This is a genomic window from Bradyrhizobium sp. 160, from assembly GCF_023073735.1.
Classification (GTDB): domain Bacteria; phylum Pseudomonadota; class Alphaproteobacteria; order Rhizobiales; family Xanthobacteraceae; genus Bradyrhizobium.
Genome location: NZ_JADPKD010000057.1, coordinates 277,681 through 293,458 on the forward strand (window position 1 = coordinate 277,681; position 15,778 = coordinate 293,458).

The following is a 15,778-nucleotide window of genomic DNA, read 5'->3' on the forward strand; positions in this document are numbered from 1 at the left end:
GCTCAGACGCGCCGCGATCGAAGCCCGGCCGAGCATCTCGGCCGGGCTTTTTCTTTTGCTGCGCTATCGCGCAGCCTGGATCGAGCGCAGCACCTCTTCGTTCGGCCAGCAATCGACCTTGAGGCCCGCCGACTTCTGATAGGCGCCGAGGGCGGCGCGGGTCTGCATGCCCGCCTTGCCATCGATCTTGTCCTTGTAGAGCCCGATGCGCGTGAGACCGCGCTGCATGGTCTCGACGTCCTTGGTGCGCAACTGCTTCGAAGCCGACCAGGGTGTTGCGAACGGCAGCGGGCTGGTCATGCGGTCACTGAGATGGCCGACGAACAACACGTAGAGATCGGAGAAATTGTACTCCTTGATGACGAAGTAGTTCTTCGTGGTCAGGAACGACGGGCCGTAGATCCCTTCGGGCTGGAGCAACGAGGCCGGCTGCGCCTGCTCGGCCGCGCTGAGTTTCTGCCCGCGCACCGGCACAAAGCCTTCGCGCAGCCACTGGCCGATCGGCTTCGTCACCTCGGGCACGCCGGTGGTGCAATCGACCTTGGCCGGCGCCTGCACCTCGTAGGCCCAGCGCACGCCACTTTGCCAGCCCTTGTTGACGAGCTGCTGCGCAGCGGACGCCAGCGCATCCGGCACCGAATGCCAGATGTCGATGCGGCCGTCGCCGTCGAAATCGACGCCGTGCTTGTAATATTCGGACGGCAGGAACTGAGTGAGGCCGGTCGCACCGGCCCAGGACGAGCGCATGTCGTTGCGCGTCACCACGCCCTCACCGAGGATCTTCAGCGCAAGGATGAACTCGTTGCGGTACTGATCCTTGCGGCGTCCGACATAGGCCTGCGTCGCCAGCACGCGGACGAGATCGTAAGGCAGCGTGTAGCGGCCGTAATCGGTCTCGCGGCCCCAGATCGCGAGCATGACGGTCGCAGGTACACCGGATTTCTTCTCGATCTCGTTCAGCGCGGTGCGATATTTTTGCAGCAGCCGCTGCCCCTCGCCTGCAAGCCGCGCGATCGAGGCTTCCTTGACGTAGTCGGCGGGCACTTGCACGAACTCGGCCTGCGACGGCGCACCGGTGGCGGGCCGACCCGGCAGGATCAGATCGGGCAGCTTGTAGTCGGGCTCGAGCCCGCGCGTCTGTTCCTCGAAGGTCGCGCGCGAGACGCCGGCGGCCTGCGCCTCAGGCCACAGCGAGGCGATGAACTGTGTGAAGGCTGCGTCGGCGGCGCGGGCGGGCGACAGGCCACAAGTGACAGTGATCACCGCAGCGATGAGCGCCCGCCACATCATGCCGGAATCACCGCGTCAGCTTCTTGTACTTCACGCGGTGCGGAATGATGCTGTCCTGGCCGAGCCGGCGCATCTTGTCCTTCTCGTAATCCTGGAAGTTGCCCTCGAACCATTCGACATGGCTGTCGCCCTCGAACGCGAGAATGTGCGTCGCGATGCGGTCGAGGAACCAGCGATCGTGGCTGATGATGACAGCGCAGCCGGCGAAATCCTCCAGCGCCTCTTCGAGCGCGCGTAGCGTATCGACGTCGAGGTCGTTGGTCGGTTCGTCGAGCAGCAGCACGTTGGCGCCGGACTTGAGCATCTTGGCGAGGTGCACGCGATTGCGCTCTCCGCCGGAGAGTGCGCCAACCTTCTTCTGCTGGTCAGCTCCCTTGAAATTGAACGCCGAGCAATAGCCGCGCGAGTTCACTTCCTTCTTGCCGAGCAGGATCAATTCGTTGCCGCCGGAGATCTCCTCCCACACGGTCTTCTTGCCGTCGAGCGCATCGCGCGACTGGTCGACATAGCCAAGATGCACGGTCTCGCCGACCGTGATCGTGCCGGAGTCCGGCTTCTCCTGGCCCGTGATCATCCTGAACAAAGTGGTTTTGCCGGCGCCGTTGGGACCGATGACGCCGACGATGCCACCTGGCGGCAGCTTGAACGTGAGGTCGTCGATCAGGAGACGATCGCCGAAGCCTTTGCTGAGCCCCTCGAAATCGACCACGTTGGCGCCGAGCCGCTCGGCGACCGGGATGATGATCTGTGCGGTCTGGGTCTGCTTCTCGCTCGCCTTCTTGAGCAGCTCCTCATAGCGCTGGTAGCGCGCCTTGGACTTGGCCTGGCGCGCCTTCGGCGAGGAGGCGACCCATTCCTGCTCGCGGGCGAGCGTCTTCTGATGCGCGGCGTCCTCGCGGCCTTCCTGCTCGAGGCGCTTCTGCTTCTGCACCAGCCAGGACGAGTAATTGCCCTCATAGGGAATGCCGCGGCCGCGGTCCAGCTCGAGGATCCAACCGGTCACGTTGTCGAGGAAATAGCGGTCGTGGGTGACGATCAGGATCGCGCCAGGATAATTGCGCAAATGCCCTTCGAGCCATGACACCGACTCGGCATCGAGATGGTTGGTCGGTTCGTCCAGCAGCAACAGCTCGGGCTGGTCGAGCAGCAGCTTGCATAGCGCGACGCGGCGGCGCTCACCGCCGGAGAGTTTCGTCACATCGGCATCGTCGGGCGGACAGCGCAGCGCGTCCATGGCCTGGTCGACTTTGCTGTCGAGATCCCAGAGGCCCTGAGCCTCGATCTCGTCCTGGAGCTTGGTCATCTCGTCCGCGGTCTCGTCCGAATAATTGACCGCGAGTTCGTTGTAGCGGTCGAGAATCGCCTTCTGCTTGGCGACGCCCCGCATGACGTTCTCGCGCACAGAAAGCTTGGGATCGAGCTGCGGCTCCTGCTCGAGATAGCCGACGCGGGCGCCTTCGGCGACCCAGGCCTCACCGGTGTATTCCTTGTCGAGGCCGGCCATGATCTTGAGCAGGGTCGACTTGCCCGAGCCGTTGACGCCGAGCACGCCGATCTTGGCGTCCGGGTAAAAGCTCAGATGAACGTTATCGAGCACCTTCCGGGTCGGGTAGCTCTTGGTCAGGCCCTGCATGAAATAGATGAACTGGCGCGCCATCGGTCCCGTGAAACCTTCGATTTGAGGAAATTTGCTGCCGCCGATGTAGCGATCCCGCCCCCAAAGGGCAATGTTTTCCGTCCGTTCACCACGGTTGAATACGGAACGGACACCATCCGGCCACCGATCCGGACAATTGAAACCATCTTTTAATAAATCAGGCCAAAGCTCGGTGTCGCGCGGAAACAGCGCCACCCGCTCAGAATGAACGGGGAGCACAGCGAGACAGCGTCATGGCCATGATCGAGACCAACTCTCTCCCTGGTCCGGCAGACGTCGGGCAGGTCTCCGGATTCGTTTCGGAGATCCAGAGCTTCTGGAAGCGCTTCTTCGCCACCGCCTTCAACCCGTACCGGCCCGAATTGCACTACATGCGCGGCCCCGGCCCGGCCTGGCGCGCCAAGCACGGCATGGACGCGCCGTTCCGCCTGAAGCCCCGCGACCTCTGAGCCCGTCCCTATCGGATTTTTGAAGACGTGAGCTGCTTGCGCGCAGGCGTGATTGCGCGCAACCATGGCCCGGCTCCGAGGAGGGCGCCCCCGCTCGCGCCGTCACCTCTCGCCATGGATGAATGCTGATGACGCGGCTGCGCTGTGCAATTCTCGACGATTATTTCAACCTCGCCCTCGACGTCGCCGACTGGCCAAAGCTTTCCGACCGCGTCGACGTCACCGTGTTCAGCCACCCATTTGCGTCCGAGCAGGCCGCGGCGAGCGCGCTGGCCGACTTCGAGATCATCTGCGCCATGCGCGAGCGCACGGCATTTCCGAAGAGCCTGCTCGACAAGCTGCCGAAGCTGAAGCTGCTCTTGACCTCTGGCATGCGCAACGCCGCCATCGATATGGAGGCCGCGAAAGCGCGCGGCGTCGCCGTCGGCGGCACGCAATATTCGCGCGATCCGACCGCCCCGCTCGCCATGGGCCTGATCCTGGAACTGACCCGCGGCATCGGCCGCGAGAATGCGCGCATGCATGCCGGCGAGCCCTGGCAGACCTTTGCCGGCATCGAGATCGAGGGACTGACGCTCGGCATCGTCGGGCTCGGCAAGCTCGGCAGCAAGATGGCGGGGATCGCCAAGGCGTTCGGCATGGACGTGATCGCCTGGAGCCCGAACCTGACGCCGGAGAAGTGCAAGGAGGCCGGCGTCGGCTACGCCAGCAAGGATGAGCTGTTCGCGAAAGCGGACATCGTCACGATCCATGTGGTGCTGAGCGAGCGCTCACGCGGGCTGGTTGGAGCTGCGGATCTCGCGCGGATGAAGCCGACCGCCTTCCTCGTCAACACCGCGCGCGGGCCGATCGTGGACGAGCAGGCGCTGCTCGAGGCCTTGCAGCAGAGGAAGATCGCAGGCGCCGGCTTGGACGTGTTCTCGGTCGAGCCGCTGCCGGTCGATCATCCCTTCCGCAAGCTCGACAACCTCGTGCTGACGCCGCATCTCGGCTACGCCACTGCGGACGGCCTGCGCATCCATTACGGCCAGATGGTCGAGGCGATCGACGCCTTCACCAGGGGCGGCGAGCTGCCGCGCAAGCTGGCCTGAAACGCCATGAAATCGGGATAATCATCGTCTCGCTGCCAGCGTTGTTGAGCATGATCTCAGGCCGCCGAGCGCTGGCCGGCGGAAGAGCTTGCGGCGTCGGCAAAGCCATCACGCCAGGACGGGTGTGCCGGCAGCCAAGCCAGTTCGCGCTTGGCCTTGGCGTTGGAGGCGCCGCGCACCTCGGTCATCATCGCCGTCATATGCTCGCCCGCAAGCAGCCGCCCGAGCCATGCGGGCACGTGAAGCGGCGGCTTGGCACCGAGCAATTCGGCGAGCGCCGGCAGCCAGTCCCTGACCAGGGCCGGACGGTCGTCGACGATGTTGTAGATCTCGCCTGCGCGTCCGCGCTCGATGGCGGCGACCGTCGCAGAGGCGGCATCTTCAGTGTGAATGAATGACCAATAGCCACCGCCATCGCCGATCACCGGCACGCGCCGGCGACGAAGCTGCTCTCTCATCTGCGGCGACAGCGTGCCGGTGTCCGGGCCATAGAAGAATCCATAACGCAGCACGATCCCTTCGGGCCTAGTCGATGCCAGCACCGCGCGCTCCAGATACTGGATCGCTTCCAGGGTGCGGCGAAGTTCCTGCGGCGGATGGGGGTCAAGCTGATCCGCTTCCGTCTTGATCGCTCCCCCGTCGCGGCTGAAGGTCCAACCGCAGAAGCTCTGGGCAATGAAGCGCTTGGCGCCGGCCTCGCGCGCGGCCGCGAGCAGAATGTCGGTTCCGCGGGTGCGCAATTCGTTGGTTCTCGCGAACACGCGATCGAAATGCCGCAGATCGGTCGCTGAGGCGAGATCGGTCATCTCATGGATGACCACGTCCGGCCGTGCCGCCTTTACGGCCGCGCGCATGCTCTCCGCATCGAGACCATCAGCAACGACGGATTCGGCACCAAGCTCCTTGAGACGGCCGGCCTTCGCGGCGCTCCGGGTTGAGGCGATGACCGAATAACCGGTGGCGACAAGGAGGGGGACGAGCTTGCGACCTACGGCACCGGTGGCGCCCGCAACAAAGATTCGCATCTTGTGTTTCTCGCATTTTTGCCAACCAGCCGGGACGTAGTTGATCCCGGCTCGGATTCAAGCGAGCGAACGTGCGGACGTGGCGGGAAGGATGCGTCAAATGATTACGGCGCGTGGCCGAAGCGCACGCGCCGTTTCTCGATCGATGTTTGAGCGATCGCCTTAGCGCACGGTGACCGGCGCAGGCAGCGGCGGCACCACCGTCGGCTGCGTGCCCGGGACGGGACCGGCCTGGGCGGACATCGGAGCCGGACCGGCAGCACCCGGAGTCGGCGCAGCGGATGCGGTCGCCGTTCCCGGCGACGGGCCGCCCGGCAGCACCACCACACGGGTGCCGACCTTGACGCGGTCGAACAGGTCGGAGACGTCCTCGTTCAGCATGCCAATGCAACCAGAAGAGACGAACTTGCCGATCGTCGAGGGCTGGTTGGTGCCGTGGATGCGGTAGACGGTCGAGCCGAGATACATCGCGCGGGCGCCGAGCGGATTGCCGGGGCCGCCGGCCATGAAGCGCGGCAGGTAGGGCTGGCGCTCGATCATTTCGGTCGGCGGATGCCAATCCGGCCACTCGGCCTTGCGGGTGATCTTCTGCACGCCGGTCCAGGTGAAGCCGTCGCGGCCGACGCGGACGCCGTAGCGGATCGCGCGGCCGTTGCCGAGCACGTAATAGAGGTAGGTGTGTGGCGTATCGACCACGAGCGTGCCGGCCGGCTCCTTGGTCTGGAACGCGACTTCCTGGCGGCGCAGGTTCTGAGGCAGCTGCGCGGGAGCAGCATCCGGCTGCTCCTCGGGCGGTAGCGACGCGATCGTCATCGGCCGGCCATCGGCGCCGACGGGCGGCTGGCCGGCCTGGACCGTACCGGTCGCGGCGGGACCACCAACGGCCTCCGGCGGACGCAGGCCGTCATTGGCCGGTGCCTGGCCCTGACCCGGACGATTGGCATAGATCACCGGCGGCGGACCGGCGGGCCGGCCGTAGCGGGGATCGTCGGGCGACATCACGGGGCCCTGGGGCGGCGCCGCCGAATAGACCGGCGGACCGCCGGCCGGGCGGCCGTAACGCGGATCATCCGGCGACATCACCGGGCCCTGCGGGGCGGCCGAATAGACCGGAGGCGCGCCGGCCGGACGGCCGTAGCGCGGATCGTCCGCCGGTCCGGGCGGCGGCAGCGAGGCCTGCGGCATCGCGTCGTCGTCTTCGTCCAGGGCGTCGAAGTTCGGCGTGCGATCGCCCGGGCGATATTCAGCCGGAGCGCCATAGCCCGGCGCCTGCTGGACCGGATAGCTCTGAGCTTGAGCGAGCGAGGTTCCCGCCGCAGCGACTGTCGCGGCAGCGCATATCGTCAGAAAGTGTTTGATCATCATCGCTCTTGTATAGTCCCCAAGCCCGATCGGACCGTTAACGGCCAAATGACGGAAGATAGCGGCACATTCAAGACGTATCAGGCTCATTTGCGCCGGATTTGCCGATTTGTGATCCGCAAGACTACCGTTGCCCCGTTGCATCACGGGGGCGGAAATCGTATCGCGCCGTCAATTGCCGCGGTGTTCGGCCTCGAATTTAACGAAGCGATGCCGAGCGTTGCGATATGGTCGAATCAGCCTGATTCGTCACCTTTTTGAGCTCCGATCCCCGCGTGGCGAATGCGGCACTCAGTACCGTCACCGCGTTCAGATGGCTCTTGGGCCCTGGCCATTTGGCCGCCGGGGCGGAAATTCGCAACCGCTCGATGCTTCCCGGCTTTCGCTTCCTGTTTGCCGCGATCCTGCTGTCAACCTCCATCCTGGTGTTCGGCCTAGGGGCCGCCGCGCTGCTGCGGGCGAGCCATGAGCAGTATGTCAGCAGCCCCTCCTGGCGAAACGGCCCGCAGGAGAAGGTGTTTGCGCAGGCGCCAGAGCCGGCTCAGCCCGTGCTCGCGGTCTTACAGGCGGAGCCTGAGATCACCGCCGATCCCGCACCGTCGCTGCGCGACCAGGTGCCGACGATCGCGCTGCCGCTGAGTGAGCCCGAGCCGCTGGCCGCAGCAACGAGCGAGACCGACGTTCAGCCGGAGGTCACTGAAGCCGCGCCTCAGGCCCAGGCTCCGACCGCCGAAGCCCTCAAGGCGGAGACCACACCGGACGCCGCAGCGCCGGTTACCGCCGACACGCTCACCCCTGCCGACACCATGGCATCGGTCCCCGAGACGCAGCCGGCCGCTGCCGTAACAGTCAGCGAGCCACCGGCTGATTCCAGTGTTGCCTTTGATTCCAGTGTTGCCCTGACCTCCTCGGCGCTCGATGTCGCCGCGACCAAGATGGCCGCGCTAGACGCCCCGGCGACGACGGCGGTGAAGGATGCCCCGCCGAAGCCCAAGGCCGAGAGCACAAAGACGGGCGGCAGCGCCTCCGACAGCAAGGCGACCAAGCGCAAGGCGAAGGCCAAGAAGCGGCACCGCGTGGTGCGGCGCCCGCCGCCTCCGCAGTTGCAGCAACAGCTCGATCCGTTCGGACAGCGGCAGACGCTAGGAACAACCGCCACACGCACCCGCCAGTAAGGTCACGCCGGCCCGGTCGCGATCGGCGGGCCGCCGGCCTGGCCCCATTCCGACCACGAGCCGTCATAGAGCGCTGTGTCGGTGATCCCCAAGCGATAGAGCGCGAGTGTCAGCACGCCGGCCGAGACGCCCGAGCCGCAGCTCGTCACGATCGGTGCGTCCAACTTGACGCCGGCGCCGGTGAAGGCGGCGCGGAGCTCGTCAAGCGGCTTCATGGTGCCGGTCTCCGCATCGAACAACAGATTGTAGGGCACGTTGCGGGCGCCGGGAATGTGGCCGGAGCGGATGCCCGGCCGCGGCTCCGGCGCGCGGCCCTCGAAGCGGTCGGCGGCGCGCGCGTCGATCACCTGCTCGGCCCGGCTTTCGACATTGGCGATGAGCTGCTGCATGCTGCGCACGCGCTTTGCATCATAATTCGCCTTGAACGTCGCCGGCTTCGGCTTCACCTCGCCGCTCTCGACCGGGCGGTCCTCAGCGCGCCACTTCTTCAGGCCGCCGTTGAGGATGCGCACATTGCTGTGGCCGTAAGACAGGAACATCCACCACGCGCGCGGCGCCGCGACCCAGCCGCCGGCATCGTAGATCACCACCGTATCGGCATTGGAGATGCCGAGATTGCCGACGTCGCGGCCGAACTGCTCGGCGCTCGGAAACATGTGCGGCAACGGGTTCGAATGATCCGACACCGCATCGACGTCGAAGAACACGGCGCCCGGCAGATGCGCGGCGAGATAGTCGTCCTTCGGCAGCGGCAGCACGCCGGGCAGCTTGAAGCTGGCGTCGAGGACCTTGACGTTGGCATCGTCGATGTGGGCGGCGAGCCATTCGGTGGAGACGAGGGGGTCAGTGGCGGTCATGCGAGGTCCTTCCTTGTGGTCATTCCGGGCGCGCGTCGCGCGAGCGAGGACGATGCAGCGTCTCCGCTGTCATCGCCTGGCTTGCCGCCTTCGCCAAGGCTTCGGCGGGCCGAGCACTCCTGGGCCTCGGCATAGCCTTGGCAGAGCCGGGACCGGGCGATCCAGTACTCCGAGACGGCCGTGATTCAACCGACAGGCCGCGGCGTACTGGATTTCCCGCCTGCGCGGGAATGACGAGTGGAGAAAGCGAGGCCCTCACCCCTTCTTCTTCGACACCCATTGCTCGGTCGGCCCACCGGCATCGCGCCAGGCGGCGTAACCGCCGGCGATGTGGGCGACGGGCTTGAGGCCCATGTCCTGCGCCGTCTTGGCGGCGAGCGCGGAGCGCAAGCCGCCGGCGCAATGGAAGACGAACTTCTTGTCCTCCTGGAAGATCGGTTTTGCGTAGGGGCTCTGCGGATCAATCCAGAATTCAAGCATGCCGCGGGTGCAGGCGTACGCGCCGGGAATGCGGCCGTCGCGCTCGATCTCGCGAGGATCGCGGATGTCGACGATGACGACATCGCCGTTCTTGGAGATCTCGATGGCCTCCTTGGCGGAGAGCGTTTCGATCTCGGCATTGGCCTCGTCGATCAGCGCCTTGATGCCGCGGGTGATGGTCTGGGGCATGTTTGTTCCCTTCTTCTCTTCCGTCATTCCGGGGCGATGCGCAGCATCGAACCCGCAATCTCGATCCTCACACGCCATCTCGAGATTCCGGATCGGCCGCGCTGCGGCCGTCCGGAATGACGGTGGATCGCATCAGTGCGTCAATTCCTTCATCGCACCTTCCAGCCCCTCGATCGTGATCGGATACATGCGATTGGCAAAGATGCGTTTGATGATGGTGGTCGATTCCGAATAGTCCCAATGCTTCTGCTGCACCGGGTTGAGCCACACCGCATGCGGATAGGTGCGGATGATGCGGTCGAGCCAGACCGAGCCGGGCTCCTCGTTGACGTGCTCGACCGAGCCGCCCGGCACCATGATCTCGTAAGGCGACATCGAGGCGTCGCCGACGAACACGACCTTGTAGTCGTGCGGATATTTGTGCAGCACGTCCCAGGTCGGGGTGCGGTCGGTGAAGCGGCGCTTGTTCTGCTTCCACACGCCTTCGTAGAGGCAGTTGTGGAAGTAGAAATATTCCATGTGCTTGAACTCGCTCTTCGCCGCCGAGAACAGCTCCTCGACCTGCTCGATATGCGCATCCATCGAGCCGCCGATGTCGAAGAACACTAAAAGCTTCACCGCATTGCGCCGCTCGGGCCGCATGTGGACGTCGAGATAGCCGTGATTGGCGGTCTCGCGGATCGTGGTGTCGAGATCGAGCTCGTCCGGCGCGCCGGTGCGCGCGAATTTGCGCAGGCGGCGCAGCGCCACCTTGATGTTGCGAATGCCGAGCTCGACGTTGCCGTCGAGATCCTTGAACTCGCGCCTGTCCCACACCTTCACGGCGCGGTTGTTGCGGTTCTTCTCCTGGCCGATGCGCACGCCTTCGGGATTGTAGCCGTGGGCGCCGAACGGCGAAGTGCCGGCGGTACCGATCCATTTGCTGCCGCCCTGGTGCCGGCCCTTCTGCTCCTCGAGGCGCTTCTTCAGCGTCTCCATGAGCTTGTCCCAGCCCATGGCCTCGATCTGCTTCTTCTCTTCCTCGGTGAGATACTTTTCGGCCAGCTTCTTCAGCCATTCCTCGGGGATCTCCGCCCTCTCCATGGCGTCGAGCAGGTTTTCCAGCCCCTTGAACACCGTGCCGAAAACGCGGTCGAACTTGTCGAGATTGCGCTCGTCCTTCACCAGCGAGGCGCGCGACAGATAGTAGAAGTTCTCGATCGTGTAGTCCGCGAGGTCAGCGTCGAGCGCCTCAATCAACGTGAGGTATTCGCGCAGCGTCACAGGGACCTGCGCGTCGCGCAGAGAGGTGAAGAATTGCAGGAACATGGGTGACAGATTGCCCGTCGGGTGCCGAACGTCAAGGGGCGGAGAACGCCGCGGCACGCTGGACCGGGTGGCTTTTTGCTCTAGAATTGCCGGCCATACGGGGCCGTCTTGGGGACGTTTGCAATGGGAATTGTCGCCGCGCTCATCATCGGCGCGATCGCAGGCTGGCTGGCGGGCAAGATTGTCCACGGGGCGGGATTGGGGTTGATCGGCAACATGGTCGTGGGCATCATCGGCGCGCTGGTCGCGAGCTGGGTGCTGCCGCAGCTGCATATTGCGCTCGCCACCGGCACGGTCGGCGCCATCGTGGACGCGACGATCGGGGCAGTGATTGTGCTCGTCATCCTTTCGCTGATAAAACGGGTCTGAAAGCCTGACCGAACCAGGAACGGCCGCTATGTGCGGCCGTTCCTTTGTCGCGGCCGGGGCCGGCGCCCCCCGCTGACAACTACCTAAGGACACCCAATGAAATTTACCGGCACTAAGGACTATGTTGCGACCGACGACCTCAAGGTCGCCGTCAATGCCTCGATCGTGCTGGAGCGCCCGCTGCTCATCAAGGGCGAGCCCGGCACGGGCAAGACGGTGCTGGCGGAGGAAGTTGCGAAGGCGCTGAATGCGCCGCTGCTGACCTGGCACATCAAATCCACCACCAAGGCGCAGCAGGGCCTCTATGAGTACGACGCGGTGTCGCGCCTGCGCGACAGCCAGCTCGGCGACGCGCGCGTCTCCGACATCAGGAACTACATCAAGCGCGGCAAGCTGTGGGAGGCCTTCACCAGCGAGCAGCGCCCGGTGCTGCTGATCGACGAGATCGACAAGGCCGATATCGAATTCCCCAACGACCTGCTGCTCGAGCTCGATCGCATGGAATTCCATGTCTACGAGACCGGCGAGACAATCAAGGCCAAGCAGCGCCCGATCATGATGATCACCTCCAACAACGAGAAGGAGCTGCCGGACGCCTTCCTGCGCCGCTGCTTCTTCCACTACATCAAATTCCCCGACGCCGACACGATGGGCCGCATCGTCGACGTCCATTTCCCCGGCATCAAGAAACGCCTGGTCGAAGAGGCGCTGCGCATCTTCTTCGAGGTGCGCGAGGTGCCCGGCTTGAAGAAGAAGCCATCGACGTCCGAACTGCTCGACTGGCTCAAGCTCTTGCTCAACGAGGACATGAGCGCCGAGCAGCTGCGCGAGCGCGACCCGCGCAAACTGATCCCGCCGCTGCACGGCGCGCTGCTCAAGAACGAGCAGGACGTGCACCTGTTCGAGCGGCTGGCGTTCCTGAGCCGGCGGGAAGTGTAGAGGTTCTCGTGTCCCGGACGCGCCGCAACGCTCCCGGCGATGCGAAGCATCGTTCGGTGCGTTGCTGCGCAGAGCCGGGACCCAGAGGGGACACGGTGCAATACGCAGACATGGGCCCTGGCTCAGCAGCGCATCGCTGAAGAAGCGCTGCGCTGCGTCCGGGGCACGCGCGTACAGTATGACGCACCACTGCCTCCCCATCGTCCTTGCGAGCGCAGCGAAGCAATCCAGAATCTTTCCGTTGAGGCAGTCTGGATTTGCTTCGCTGCGCTCGCAATGACGGAGCAAGCGGCATCGGCGTCGTTCTCCAATTCGCATTTGCGTTGCAGACACACGTCCGCCGCCTCGCGGCGCGTTCGCCCAAGCTTCGCTTCGTCGCTCCACCCTCAAAGCCGAGAGGGCGCAGGGAAGGCCGGATGCCGGCTGGCACCCACGGTCCGCTGTGCGAAGGCACACGCAGAAAAACTGCACAGCGGCATACAGGTGAAGCCGAACACACGGCCTTCCCTGCGCAGTGGTTGGACGGCTTATGCCGCGCTCTCCCGGGAGCCGAATTCCTTCTGGCCTCCCTCACCCCAGCGAAAGTCGCCGACACCGCGCCGGTTGACGCGCATGCCGCATTCGCCAGGGCTTGACCGTAGCAACGACGGCCAGGACCACACGGTTTTGCCGTACGCACGGCCCGCTTTTCGCCGCATGATCCTCCGGCGTTGTCGACGTTGCCGGAAGAATGCTGGCGAGACGAACCTGACAGCGCCGCTCGTCCGCACGCGGCCTCGGGCTCACGGAGAGCAATCCGCCCTGCCCTTGACCTCGCGTGCCGACGCTGCCGCGTCCACCGCAACCCGGCCCGCGTTTCGAACGACAGGCGAGACGCCCCTCATCATCGGGCCGGGCTGTCTCGACTTATGCCGCAATTCCGAATTTCGGTAAAGTGGAATATTTTTGCGGGGAGGGATTGACAGCGCCGCAGGGTGTTTTGCCCGACGTAGCGAGTTGCAACGAACACGTGTCCCGGACGCGCTGCAGCGTGCGACGCTGCTGCGCAGAGCGGGACCCCGGAGCCGCGTTGAGATCGGTGGTGAGATGGGCCCCCGGCTCTGCAACGCACCGCTCCCGGACGATGCTTCGCATCGCCTAGAGAGCGCCGCGCTGCGTCGGGGCACGGGACCTTCCTAGGCGACCGCCGCCTCCGGTATCCGCGCGGCTTCCATCGGCTGCTTGCCGCGGATCAGGTCCGAGGCACGGTCGGCGATCATCATGGTGGAGGCGTTGAGGTTCGCCGAGATCATGCGCGGCATGACCGAGGCATCGATGACGCGCAGGCCTTCGAGACCGTGGACGCGGAGCTGGTCATCGACCACCGCCCAGGTGGAATCCGCCGGACCCATGCGGCAAGTGCAGCCGGGGTGGAAAGTGGTGGTGCCGCGCTGGGTGGCGGCGTGCAAAAATTCCTCGTCGGTGTTGACGTTGGGGCCGGGGAAATCTTCGTAGGCGTAATAAGGCGACAGCGGCGCGGACTTGAGAAGTCTGCGCGCGAGCTTCATGCCGGCGACGATGACGCGGCGGTCGAGCTCGGCGTCAAGATAATTGGTCTGGATGATCGGCGGCGCGAACGGATCACTGGAGCGGATGCGCACATAGCCGCGGCTTTCCGGGCGCTGCTGCCAAGAGGCGACCGTCATGCCGGGCTCGTCCTCGAGCTGGCCCTGCACGCCTTCCTTGTAGGAGGCCGGCGTGAAGGTAAGCTGGAGATCGGAGCTCTCTGCGGTCTCTCCGGAATGCCAGAAGCAATAGACCATGGTCGGCGACAGCGAGAGCAGGCCGCGGCGTGCCGTCGCCCATTTCGCTGCTTCGACCCAGAGCCGCCAGCCGCGGCGAAGCTCGTTGATGGTCTTGATGTCCTTGACGCGCGCGACCGTGCGCGGGGCGTAATGGTCCTGGAGGCCCTCGCCGACGGGGAGCGCGTGGCGCACTTTGATGCCGTGGGCCTGCAACAGATCGGGCGAGCCGATGCCGGAGAGCTGCAGCAGCTGCGGCGAATTATAGGCGCCGCCCGAGAGGATCACTTCCTTGTTGGCGCGCACCTCGACCGGCGTGCCGCCGCGGCCACCCTTCATATACCGCACGCCGACGGCGCGCTTGCCTTCGAAGATAATTTCGGTGGCGTGCGCATGGGTGTGCACATGCACGTTGGGCCGCTTCATCGCGGGCTTGAGGAATGCGGTCGCGGCGGAAACGCGCAAACCCTTGTTGATGGTGCGCTGGCAGTAGGAGACGCCCTCCTGGGTCTTGCCGTTGTAATCGGGATTGCGGGGGATCCCGAGCGACACTGCGCCTTCCATGAAGGCTTCGCAGAGCGGATCGCGCCAATCCATGGTGGTGACGGTGAGACCGCCCTCGCGGCCGCGATAGGTGTCCTCACCCTCGCCGACGCGTTTCTCCAGGCGGCGGAAGTACGGCAGCACGTCGGCATAGCCCCAGCCGCGATTGCCCATTTGCGCCCAGGTGTCGAAATCCATGCGCTGGCCGCGATTGTAGATGTGGCCGTTGATCGAGGACGAGCCGCCGAGCGTCTTGCCGCGCGGCGCGTAGATGCTGCGCCCGCCGGTCCAGGGCCCCGGCTCCTGCTGGTAGGCCCAGTTGATGCTCTTCATGTGGAAGGTCTTGATGAAGCCCGCCGGCAAATGGATGTAGGGATGCCAGTCGGAAGGACCTGCCTCCAGCACGCAGACGCTGGTGTTGGGGTCTTCGCTGAGCCGGCTGGTGAGCACGCAACCGGCGGAACCCGCGCCGACGATTACATAATCAAATCTGTCCATGGTGCCTCAGCCGCCCTAGGGTGTCGTGAAATTGGGTAAAGTGCAGCGGCGCTCGCGATCACTTCTCCGGCGGGGAGAGGTGATCGAGCGCACCGCAAGACCAGTGTACATCATAACTAGCGCGGCTTGTCGTTGAGTTGAAATTCGAGATGCGCCTGTACGGTCGGCCATTCGGCCGCGGTGATGCTGTAGACCACGGTGTCGCGCAAGCTGCCGTTCGGCGCGACCTGATGGCTGCGCAGGATGCCGTCCTGCTTGGCCCCCAGGCGCTCGATGGCGCGGCGGCTCTGGTGGTTGAAGAAATGCGTGCGGAACTCGACCGCGATGCAGTTCAGGGTTTCGAAGGCGTGCCGCAGCAGCAGGAGCTTGCATTGCGTGTTGAGCGGGCCGCGCTGCGCGCTCTTGCCATACCAGGTCGAGCCGATCTCGACGCGGCGGTTGGCGGCGTCGATGTTCATGTAGGTCGTCATGCCGACGATCCTGCCGGCGGCGTCGAACACGGTGAACGGCAGCATCGAGCCCGCGGCCTGCAGCCCCAAGCGGCGGTCGATCTCCTTGCCCATGTTCTCGGGCAGCGGGATCGCGGTGTACCAGAGCTTCGACAGCTCGCCGTCCTTGACGGCCTCGACCAGCCCCTCGAGATGCTGATGCGACAGCGGCTCGAGACGGGCGTGCTGTCCATGCAGGGTGATGGGATCGGGCCAGGGCATTTCTCACTCCACAATGACCGCCGTCATTCCGGGGCGCGACGAAGTCGCGAGCCCG

General features: G+C 65.1%; 14 protein-coding genes. 5 read left to right on the forward strand and 9 right to left on the reverse strand.

Annotated elements, in window-relative coordinates; genetic code table 11:
- Nucleotides 1-63: 63 nt before the first annotated feature.
- Together IVA98_RS24165 and ettA are read right to left on the reverse strand one after the other, a co-directional pair.
- On the reverse strand, nucleotides 64-1,290 hold the full coding sequence (locus tag IVA98_RS24165) for a lytic murein transglycosylase (RefSeq protein WP_247355644.1): 1,227 nt from the start codon (nucleotides 1,288-1,290) through the stop codon (nucleotides 64-66).
- Between the two features lie 7 nt (nucleotides 1,291-1,297).
- On the reverse strand, nucleotides 1,298-2,947 hold the full coding sequence (gene ettA / locus IVA98_RS24170) for an energy-dependent translational throttle protein EttA (protein ID WP_247296044.1): 1,650 nt from the start codon (nucleotides 2,945-2,947) through the stop codon (nucleotides 1,298-1,300).
- Nucleotides 2,948-3,180: 233 nt separating this feature from the next.
- On the opposite strand from ettA, the gene IVA98_RS24175 reads away from it, so the two are divergent.
- Both IVA98_RS24175 and IVA98_RS24180 read left to right on the forward strand, forming a co-directional pair.
- Complete coding sequence (locus IVA98_RS24175; protein WP_247296042.1) at nucleotides 3,181-3,396, forward strand: hypothetical protein; 216 nt, start codon at nucleotides 3,181-3,183, stop codon at nucleotides 3,394-3,396.
- A 128-nt stretch (nucleotides 3,397-3,524) separates the two neighbouring features.
- A complete protein-coding gene (locus IVA98_RS24180; protein WP_247296041.1) occupies nucleotides 3,525-4,487 on the forward strand; it encodes a D-2-hydroxyacid dehydrogenase family protein in 963 nt (320 codons plus the stop codon).
- 56 nt (nucleotides 4,488-4,543) lie between these two features.
- On the opposite strand, the gene IVA98_RS24185 is transcribed toward IVA98_RS24180, so the two are convergent.
- Entirely contained in the window at nucleotides 4,544-5,512 is a 969-nt protein-coding gene (locus IVA98_RS24185) for an NAD-dependent epimerase/dehydratase family protein (RefSeq protein ID WP_247296039.1), read from the reverse strand.
- Nucleotides 5,513-5,674: 162 nt separating this feature from the next.
- Nucleotides 5,675-6,874, reverse strand: a complete 1,200-nt coding sequence (locus IVA98_RS24190; protein ID WP_247355646.1) for a L,D-transpeptidase family protein — start codon at nucleotides 6,872-6,874, stop codon at nucleotides 5,675-5,677.
- A 368-nt stretch (nucleotides 6,875-7,242) separates the two neighbouring features.
- On the opposite strand from IVA98_RS24190, the gene IVA98_RS24195 reads away from it, so the two are divergent.
- Complete coding sequence (locus tag IVA98_RS24195; protein ID WP_247296036.1) at nucleotides 7,243-8,049, forward strand: hypothetical protein; 807 nt, start codon at nucleotides 7,243-7,245, stop codon at nucleotides 8,047-8,049.
- Nucleotides 8,050-8,051: 2 nt separating this feature from the next.
- Here IVA98_RS24195 and sseA read toward each other — a convergent pair whose 3' ends face one another.
- The 3 genes from sseA to IVA98_RS24210 form a co-directional block, all read right to left on the reverse strand.
- Complete coding sequence (gene sseA, locus IVA98_RS24200; protein ID WP_247296034.1) at nucleotides 8,052-8,906, reverse strand: 3-mercaptopyruvate sulfurtransferase; 855 nt, start codon at nucleotides 8,904-8,906, stop codon at nucleotides 8,052-8,054.
- A 255-nt stretch (nucleotides 8,907-9,161) separates the two neighbouring features.
- Entirely contained in the window at nucleotides 9,162-9,575 is a 414-nt protein-coding gene (locus tag IVA98_RS24205; RefSeq protein WP_247296032.1) for a rhodanese-like domain-containing protein, read from the reverse strand.
- Between the two features lie 132 nt (nucleotides 9,576-9,707).
- Nucleotides 9,708-10,883, reverse strand: coding sequence for a vWA domain-containing protein (locus IVA98_RS24210; RefSeq protein ID WP_247296030.1), 1,176 nt, complete (start codon nucleotides 10,881-10,883; stop codon nucleotides 9,708-9,710).
- A gap of 123 nt (nucleotides 10,884-11,006) precedes the next feature.
- On the opposite strand from IVA98_RS24210, the gene IVA98_RS24215 reads away from it, so the two are divergent.
- Together IVA98_RS24215 and IVA98_RS24220 are read left to right on the forward strand one after the other, a co-directional pair.
- On the forward strand, nucleotides 11,007-11,252 hold the full coding sequence (locus tag IVA98_RS24215; protein WP_247296028.1) for a GlsB/YeaQ/YmgE family stress response membrane protein: 246 nt from the start codon (nucleotides 11,007-11,009) through the stop codon (nucleotides 11,250-11,252).
- Nucleotides 11,253-11,348: 96 nt separating this feature from the next.
- Nucleotides 11,349-12,191, forward strand: a complete 843-nt coding sequence (locus IVA98_RS24220) for an AAA family ATPase (RefSeq protein ID WP_247333898.1) — start codon at nucleotides 11,349-11,351, stop codon at nucleotides 12,189-12,191.
- A gap of 1,175 nt (nucleotides 12,192-13,366) precedes the next feature.
- On the opposite strand, the gene IVA98_RS24225 is transcribed toward IVA98_RS24220, so the two are convergent.
- Complete coding sequence (locus IVA98_RS24225; RefSeq protein WP_247296025.1) at nucleotides 13,367-15,013, reverse strand: GMC family oxidoreductase; 1,647 nt, start codon at nucleotides 15,011-15,013, stop codon at nucleotides 13,367-13,369.
- Nucleotides 15,014-15,129: 116 nt separating this feature from the next.
- Complete coding sequence (locus IVA98_RS24230) at nucleotides 15,130-15,723, reverse strand: GNAT family N-acetyltransferase (protein ID WP_247355647.1); 594 nt, start codon at nucleotides 15,721-15,723, stop codon at nucleotides 15,130-15,132.
- Between the last annotated feature and the right edge of the window lie 55 nt (nucleotides 15,724-15,778).